This is a genomic window from Thioclava atlantica, assembly GCF_000737065.1.
Classification (GTDB): Bacteria; Pseudomonadota; Alphaproteobacteria; order Rhodobacterales; family Rhodobacteraceae; genus Thioclava; species Thioclava atlantica.
Window position 1 is genome coordinate 1 of sequence record NZ_AQRC01000029.1, and the last position, 6,893, is coordinate 6,893.

The 6,893-nt window shown below is 58.7% G+C and carries 8 protein-coding genes and 2 pseudogenes; 9 read left to right on the top strand and 1 reads right to left on the bottom strand.

The window, feature by feature from the left end; genetic code table 11:
• The coding region (locus tag DW2_RS19570) for a transposase domain-containing protein (protein ID WP_156103045.1) at positions 1–144 on the top strand (144 nt) is incomplete at its 5' end.
• A 221-nt stretch (positions 145–365) separates the two neighbouring features.
• Here the strand turns inward: DW2_RS19570 and DW2_RS19940 are convergent.
• Positions 366–1,100: a hypothetical protein gene (locus tag DW2_RS19940; protein WP_156103047.1), complete on the bottom strand. Its 735-nt coding sequence runs from the start codon at positions 1,098–1,100 to the stop codon at positions 366–368.
• A gap of 66 nt (positions 1,101–1,166) precedes the next feature.
• Here DW2_RS19940 and DW2_RS19575 point away from each other — a divergent pair.
• From DW2_RS19575 to DW2_RS18690, 8 genes and pseudogenes are all read left to right on the top strand, one after another.
• Positions 1,167–1,328, top strand: a pseudogene (locus DW2_RS19575) (IS5/IS1182 family transposase); the annotation flags it as partial.
• Positions 1,329–1,399: 71 nt separating this feature from the next.
• Positions 1,400–1,756: a cytochrome c gene (locus tag DW2_RS18665; RefSeq protein WP_156103049.1), complete on the top strand. Its 357-nt coding sequence runs from the start codon at positions 1,400–1,402 to the stop codon at positions 1,754–1,756.
• A 345-nt stretch (positions 1,757–2,101) separates the two neighbouring features.
• Positions 2,102–3,430: an acetamidase/formamidase family protein gene (locus tag DW2_RS18670; protein WP_038148945.1), complete on the top strand. Its 1,329-nt coding sequence runs from the start codon at positions 2,102–2,104 to the stop codon at positions 3,428–3,430.
• Between the two features lie 119 nt (positions 3,431–3,549).
• Complete coding sequence (locus DW2_RS18675; protein WP_238321364.1) at positions 3,550–4,533, top strand: thiamine pyrophosphate-dependent dehydrogenase E1 component subunit alpha; 984 nt, start codon at positions 3,550–3,552, stop codon at positions 4,531–4,533.
• Positions 4,534–4,576: 43 nt separating this feature from the next.
• Positions 4,577–5,593 carry an alpha-ketoacid dehydrogenase subunit beta gene (locus DW2_RS18680; RefSeq protein WP_081875082.1) on the top strand — a complete coding sequence of 339 codons (1,017 nt, stop codon included), beginning with the start codon at positions 4,577–4,579 and terminating at the stop codon, positions 5,591–5,593.
• Between the two features lie 30 nt (positions 5,594–5,623).
• Positions 5,624–5,860 (top strand): biotin/lipoyl-containing protein, encoded by a 237-nt coding sequence (locus DW2_RS18685; protein ID WP_038148951.1) that lies wholly within the window; start codon positions 5,624–5,626, stop codon positions 5,858–5,860.
• A gap of 2 nt (positions 5,861–5,862) precedes the next feature.
• A complete protein-coding gene (locus tag DW2_RS19945) occupies positions 5,863–6,612 on the top strand; it encodes a lipoate--protein ligase family protein (RefSeq protein ID WP_420340846.1) in 750 nt (249 codons plus the stop codon).
• A 41-nt stretch (positions 6,613–6,653) separates the two neighbouring features.
• Positions 6,654–6,893 (top strand): annotated as a pseudogene (locus tag DW2_RS18690) (IS66 family transposase); the annotation flags it as partial.

Consider the following 6,893-nt stretch of genomic DNA (forward strand, 5'->3'; position numbering starts at 1 on the left):
ATCGCGTCGCTCATCGAGACCGCAAAGATCAACGGCGTCGAGCCCTTCGCCTATCTCAAGGCCCTCCTCGAGGCCATCGCCGCCGGTCATCCGCAAGGCCGCATCGACGAACTTCTCCCGTGGAACTTCAATCCGTCAAGCTGAACCTGGGGTGGGATGCAGCCGCCGCTTACATCTTTGCCACCTCGACGCGCAACTTGAATCAAATTTTCGGATAACATAGATGCCACCCGTCGCGTGTATTTTCTGGGTATTCTTTGAATTGGATGCTGTGAAGAAGCAATTCCCGGAAATAGTGTGCATCCTAAGTCCGGGAGATATCATTATGGCCGACTGCTTCTTAAATTTATATTTCCGACATAAGCTTACCCTGAGAGGTATTCTAGCAACTCGGCAGCAGCAGCATTTTTTATGGTGCGGGCTCGCGCAGGGCCGACGCCATATATCTTTTCAATCAACTCTTCTTCAGTTCTTGAATGAAGGTCTTCGATCGTGAGAATATTAACCCCTTTCAACTTCCCCTTCTGCCAAGCCGTAAGCATGGGCAACACATCAACCGAACGAGACAGCATGCCCTTTAATGCGTCTCGATATTGAGCTTCAGTTAGCTGCGTGGTTGATATATCTTGAATAGTCGTATACGCAGGATGGTTTTTTCCAAACTCTGGAAATTTTTTTAAAGAAATTTTCCTGAAAAACTCTTTCGACTGGCTGGATGGATTGCTTTCCGCTGCTATGACACACCCATATTTCACTTCATACCGAGCACCTAATTCTGAGCGAGTTGCCCTGATGTGCTCGTCAATTTTTCGTATAACGCCCGTATAGGACAGCAGCCTCAAGGCCTCTTTCACGGATGCGGGGCAATCCTTGTGAACCCAAAAGTATATCGTCGATTCATCCTGCCCCTTTTCTTTCCGCTGACTATTATAGGTATCAATAGACGGCATCACAGTTCCCTCAAGGAAATCTCGGCCCCAATCTATGATACCTTTATGTCCCGTGTATTTATCCCCTAACTCGGTGTGCTCGCCCCAAATCTGACCCCTGTAAAATCCCTTGATCACAGAGTTCGCTGAGCTCGTATTGAAGCGCTCCATTTCTTGAATCGTTCTAAGAAGAATTCTCGGATTGCCACCGCTTGCCAAAGCGAGCGAGTTGAAGACCGCCGAAGCCGCGTCGAAACGAAGATGCACTGTATGAAACTGCTGGGGCAGCGCCTCATGGCGCGGGTCTTCGACCGTCAGGTCGCTGAACTCCAAATCCGCATAGCCGTCCTGAATGGCTACACCGCGCTCGGCATACCTGTCACTGAGGTCGTGGGATAAGTCTGTCCGGGGATAGGGGAACCTCGCCTAACAGCCGAATTGCGCAACAGAGTCCCGATCTGACGCCGAAGTTGCGCGAGTTGCTGCGTAAGGAAATGCTGTCGATCGAGCAGGCCAGCAAGGATATTATTTCGGCCCTGATCGCTGGAGACGACGCCCGCGTCGCGAGTCTGGCACAACAGATCCATGACAGTTTCATCCTGCAGCAATCCATGACGCCGCAAGACAAGCAGGATCTGAAGGCTGCCGTTCCCAAGGAATTCGTTACCCGGGACCAAGCCTTTCACCAACTTTCGACCGATCTTGCTCAAGTGGGCCGCGATGGCGACCGGGAGGCGCAAAATGCGACATTCAGCCAAATGATCGGGGCCTGCACCGCCTGCCACACACGCTATGCAACCGATCGCTTTCCAATGCTTGCTAAATAAACCGGCTGTCGCGGCGGCAAGAGCTTTCCCTGGTGTGAGAGGGCCTGCTGACAGGGGGCCTGAGGGTAGCAGGGCCGACCGATGGGGGATGGTGTCCGTTGGATCACCACGGCGGCGCGATGTCTCTAGCCTTGTTAACATGCGCAGCCGGTCAAACCAATTGACTCGCCGTTATCTCAGTCCGAGGATGAAGCTCACTGGTAGCGCCGTTCTAGGTCACGAGTCGCTTTTCGTGGTCGCAGTCTTTGGACACTCATGCTTGCTGCGAACGCCGCTGTCACAGATTCCGTTCAACCAGGTGCTGGTCGCGACCTGACCGGCACCTATCCGAGATAGGAGACACCCGTGGCAAAAGATCAAACCGAAGACGGCCCCCGCACAGCGCAGCGCAGTCTTGTCGTGCAGGAGTTTACCAACGGCATTTTGGACCCATCCCAGCCAATGCTTGGCCCGGTTGAAGATGGCGGCACGATCATCGCCAATACCGCACCGGGATGCTGGGGGCCGATGATTACTCCGCGTCTGCGCGGCGGACACGAGGTGACGAAGCCCGTTTACGTGAACGGTGCAGAGCCCGGCGATGCGCTGGCGATCCGGATCCGCGACATCACCGTAACCGCCATCGCCACGGCTTCGGGTCACGATTCCTCACCCGAAGGGTTCTGTCTTGGCGATCCCTATGTGGCGGCCCGCTGCCCGCATTGCGACACGCTCTGGCCTGAAACCCATGTCGAAGGGATCGGACCGGACGCGGTGCGCTGCGACAATTGCGGCAATCCCGTCAAGCCGTTCGAGGTGGTTCACGGATATACCGTCGTGTTCGACGAGACCCGCAGTGTCGGGGTGACCATGCCCAAGAAGGCGGCCGAGAAGATTGCGCATAATGCCGAACATTACGCAGCGCTGCCCGATCATTCGGTTCAGCACCCCATCCTCGTCTATGCGCCCTCTGACATGCCCGCAGTGATAGTGCGGATGCGACCGTTTCTCGGGCAACTGGGCACGACGCCGTCGATGCCGTTGCCAGACTCGCATAATGCGGGTGATTTCGGCTCGGCCTTGATTGGCGCCCCGCACCAATACGCGGTGACGGCTGAGCAGTTGGATGAGCATCGCACAGACGGACACATGGATATCGATGCGGTGCGCGACGGCGCGATCCTGCTGACTCCGGTCAAAGTGCCGGGGGCGGGCGTTTATATCGGCGACATGCATGCGGGGCAGGGCGATGGTGAGATCGCGGGGCACACGATGGATGTGGCTGGCAGCGTCACATTGCAGGTCGAGGTGATCAAGGGGCGCACCCTTGCCGGTCCGGTGCTGTTTCCCCGGCTTGACGATCTGCCCCCCATGGCGCGACCCTTCAGCGCCGATGAAAAGGCGAAAGCCATCGCACTGGCGCGGGAATGGGATATCGACCAGTTGGAGGAAACGGCTCCGATTTCGGTTATCGGCACTGGCCCGACACTCAATCAGGCGATCGAAAACGGGCTGGGTCGCGCCGCCGACCTGCTTGGCATGACGGTCCCCGAAGTGCGAAACCGCGCCACCACCAACGGGGCTATCGAAATCGGTCGTGCGCCGGGCGTCATTCAGGTGACATTCCTTGCGCCGCTGTCTGCATTGGACGCAGCCGGCATCGGAAAATTCGCGCGCGAGCAATACGCGTTGTAGCTCGAAAGAGATGACACGGCGGCAGTCTGCAATGACCTATATCAAAGCAGGCTGCCGGATCCCGGTTAGCGTTAACGGGTTCGCGCGCTCGCACGAAAGTTACCGATCGGAGGACTCACATGAAACCGACGAAAGAGCAATTACTATGGATGTATGAAACCATGGTGGTCAGCCGCCGCTTCGAAGAAGCGATCGAGAAGGTTTATCTTGAAGGCAAGACCCCGGCGTTCAACATGGCCAGCGGCCCGATACCGGGCGAGATGCACCTGTCGAACGGCCAAGAACCGGTCGCAGTCGGCGTTTGTGCACATCTGGACGCTAGGGACACCGTGACAGCAACCCACCGTCCGCATCATCAGGCGATTGCCAAAGGGGTGGATCTAAACAGGATGGCCGCCGAGATATTTGGCAAAGCGACCGGATTGTCGGGTGGCCGGGGTGGCCACATGCACCTGTTCGATCCGGCGGTGAATTTCGCCTGTTCGGGCATTATCGCCGAAAGCTGTGGTCCGGCGTGTGGTGCCGCGCTGTCACGCAAGCTGCAGAAAAAGTCGGGGATTGCGGTCGCCTTTCTGGGCGAGGGTGCGGCCAACCAAGGCGCGTTTCACGAGGCTCTCAATCTCGCGGGCGTCTGGAAACTTCCGGTTGTTTTCGTGATTGAGGATAATTCCTGGGGCATTTCGGTTCCCAAATCCGAGGCGACAGCCGTGGCGCGCAATGATGTGCGCGCGGCGGGCTACGGTATGCCCGGTCATTACATCCCCGGCAACGATCCCTATGCGATCTTTGACATCGCGGGGCAGGCCATCGCGCGCGCCCGCGATGGCGAGGGCCCAACGCTGATCGAAATCGAAACCTATCGGTTGGCGGGGCATTTCATGGGCGATGCAGAGCAATATCGCCCGAAGGGTGAGAAGGAAGCGCTGTTTGCCAAGGATCCGATCCCCAAAATGCGCGAACGCCTGATCGCCGAGGGCCACGCTGCCGAGAGCCTGGACACGCTGGAAAAGCGCGCCGAGGCCCGCGTGGCCGAAGCGATCTCTTTTGCCCGCGACAGCGAATATGCGCCGGAAACCGATGCGTTGACCGCCGTTTTTGTTTGATTTTCCGACCTCCACAAATCTGTGGCATGAAAGGATTTGACCCATGCTTGACCAGCCAACAAACGAACGCCGTCTGACCATAGCGCGTGCGATGGCCGAGGCGATGCAGCAAGAGATGCAACGTGACCCCACTGTCTTTTTGATGGGCGAGGATATCGGCGGCTTCGGCGGCATCTTCGGCAATACCCGCGGCCTGTTCGAGGAATTCGGCAAGGAGCGCGTGCGCGACACCCCGATTTCCGAAACCGGCTTTATCAGCGCCGCCGTTGGCGCGGCGATGGACGGGATGCGGCCTGTCGTCGAACTGATGTTCGTCGATTTCTTCGGCGTCTGCTTTGACGCGATCTACAATCAGATGGCCAAGAACACCTATTTCTCGGGCGGAAACGCATCCGTTCCAATGGTGCTGATGACTTCGACGGGGGGCGGTTATTCGGATGCGGGCCAGCATTCGCAATGTCTTTACGGCACCTTCGCGCATCTGCCGGGCATGAAGGTCGTCTCGCCCTCGAATGCCTATGACGCCAAGGGGCTGATGACCGCTGCGGTCCGCGACGACAACCCTGTGATCTATATGTTTCACAAGGGGTTGCAGGGGATGGGCTGGTTGAGCACCGAACCCGGCGCCACCGTCAACACGCCCGAAAGCGATTATAGCGTCGAGATCGGCAAGGCGAAGGTCGTGCGCGAGGGCCGCGATGTGACGCTGGTGGGCCTTGCAATGGGGGTCCATAATGCGCTGAAGGCCGCCGACAGGCTCGCCGAAGAGGGCGTGAGCGCCGAGGTGGTTGATCTCGTGTCGCTGGTTCCGCTTGATCGTGAGACGGTGATCAATTCGGTCGCCAAAACCGGGCGTCTGATCGTGGTCGACGAGGATTATCACAGCTATGGCGTCTCGGGCGAGATCATAGCCACCGTGACCGAGCATGACATCTCAAAGCTCAAGGCGTCTCCGGCACGCGTCACCTATCCGGACGTGCCGATCCCTTATGCCAGACATATGGAGCAACTCTGTCTGCCCAATCCCGACAAGATCATCGCCGCATACCGCAAAATGTAATTCGGGACAATCAAATTTAGGAGTGGGCGCATGGCGACCGAGGTGAAGGTGCCGCAGGATTTGTGGCAGGACGACGGTATGGAAGCCGTTATTACCAACTGGCTGGCAAGCGACGGAGCGACCGTGCGAAAGGGGGCGTTGATCGCTGAAATCATGGTCGAGAAATCGCAGTTTGAAGTGACCGCGCCCGCCGATGGCGTTCTGACGATCACGAAACAGGCCAACGACATCGTGCGCAAGGGGGACGTGATCGGGACGATCGCGTGACCATGACAGCGCCGGACAGTCCGGTGCGAGAACTGGCGCTTGCCGACGCACTGGACTGGGAGGCCGCACGCTTGGGCGACATTGCGGCCGGGCGTTGCGGTGGCGCTGCCCTGCTTTGGTCTTGCGAGCGCGCGCTGGTTGCGCCCGCAAGCCTCAGCCGACAACCCGGGTTCAAGCGCGCATGTTCACGCGCCAATGACGCAGGCTGGCCGGTTCATCTGCGCGCCACAGGCGGCGATCTGGTGCCGCAGGGCCCTGATATTGTGAACTTGTCGCTGTTGTTCCGCGCGCCTCCGGGCGCAGCTTTCGGGCTTGAGGATGCCTATAGGCAACTAACCTCGCCGATTTGCGAGGCTCTTTCTGATGCAGGCATAAGCGCGAGATATGGGGCCGTGCCGGGGGCCTTTTGTGACGGACGATTCAACATCACGATAGCGGGGCGAAAGTTCGCGGGAACTGCACAGCGCTGGCGCCCGATGGCGGATGGAAATGCAGTTCAGAGTCATGCCCTGATGCTCATGCGCTCTTTAGACGGGAATACGGTCGCGACGCTGAACCGTTTCTATCATGATTGCGGCATAGACCGCGTTATTGATGCCGGTGCACATGTCGGATTGCATGACCTGCTTGCGAAGGACACAGACGCGCGCGCGCAGCACCGTATCCTGCGCATGATCGCTGTGCGGGCGCATGCATCGGAGGCCCACGCCCCGGCTGCAAACACAAGGGTTCTGTCGCGACATCTCGGGTGAAAAGGGCGAGTTGGCAACGCGGCTTTGCACGCTGATGCGCATGGCGGCCCGACCGCGCCGGGGAGAACGCGGAGAAGATTTTGCACGGCTTCGACGGCATCCTGCAGCTCGATGGCTACCAGGGTTACAACCGTTTGACGCGGCCCACCCGCAAGGGTGGCGACCCGGTCCGCGTGGCGCATTGCTGGGCCCACGCGCGGCGCAAGCTGAAGGAGGTGTTCGACCGCGACGGCTCCGAGATCGCCGCCGAGGGGCTGCGCCGCATCGCCGAGTTCTACAAG

Bases quoted from the DNA above. Each gene is read 5' to 3' on its own strand.
- DW2_RS19940 (WP_156103047.1), bottom strand. From the start codon at position 1,100: ATGGAGCGCTTCAATACGAGCTCAGCGAACTCTGTGATCAAGGGATTT.
- DW2_RS18675 (WP_238321364.1), top strand. From the start codon at position 3,550: ATGAAACCGACGAAAGAGCAATTACTATGGATGTATGAAACCATGGTG.
- DW2_RS18680 (WP_081875082.1), top strand. From the start codon at position 4,577: ATGCTTGACCAGCCAACAAACGAACGCCGTCTGACCATAGCGCGTGCG.
- DW2_RS18685 (WP_038148951.1), top strand. From the start codon at position 5,624: ATGGCGACCGAGGTGAAGGTGCCGCAGGATTTGTGGCAGGACGACGGT.
- DW2_RS19945 (WP_420340846.1), top strand. From the start codon at position 5,863: ATGACAGCGCCGGACAGTCCGGTGCGAGAACTGGCGCTTGCCGACGCA.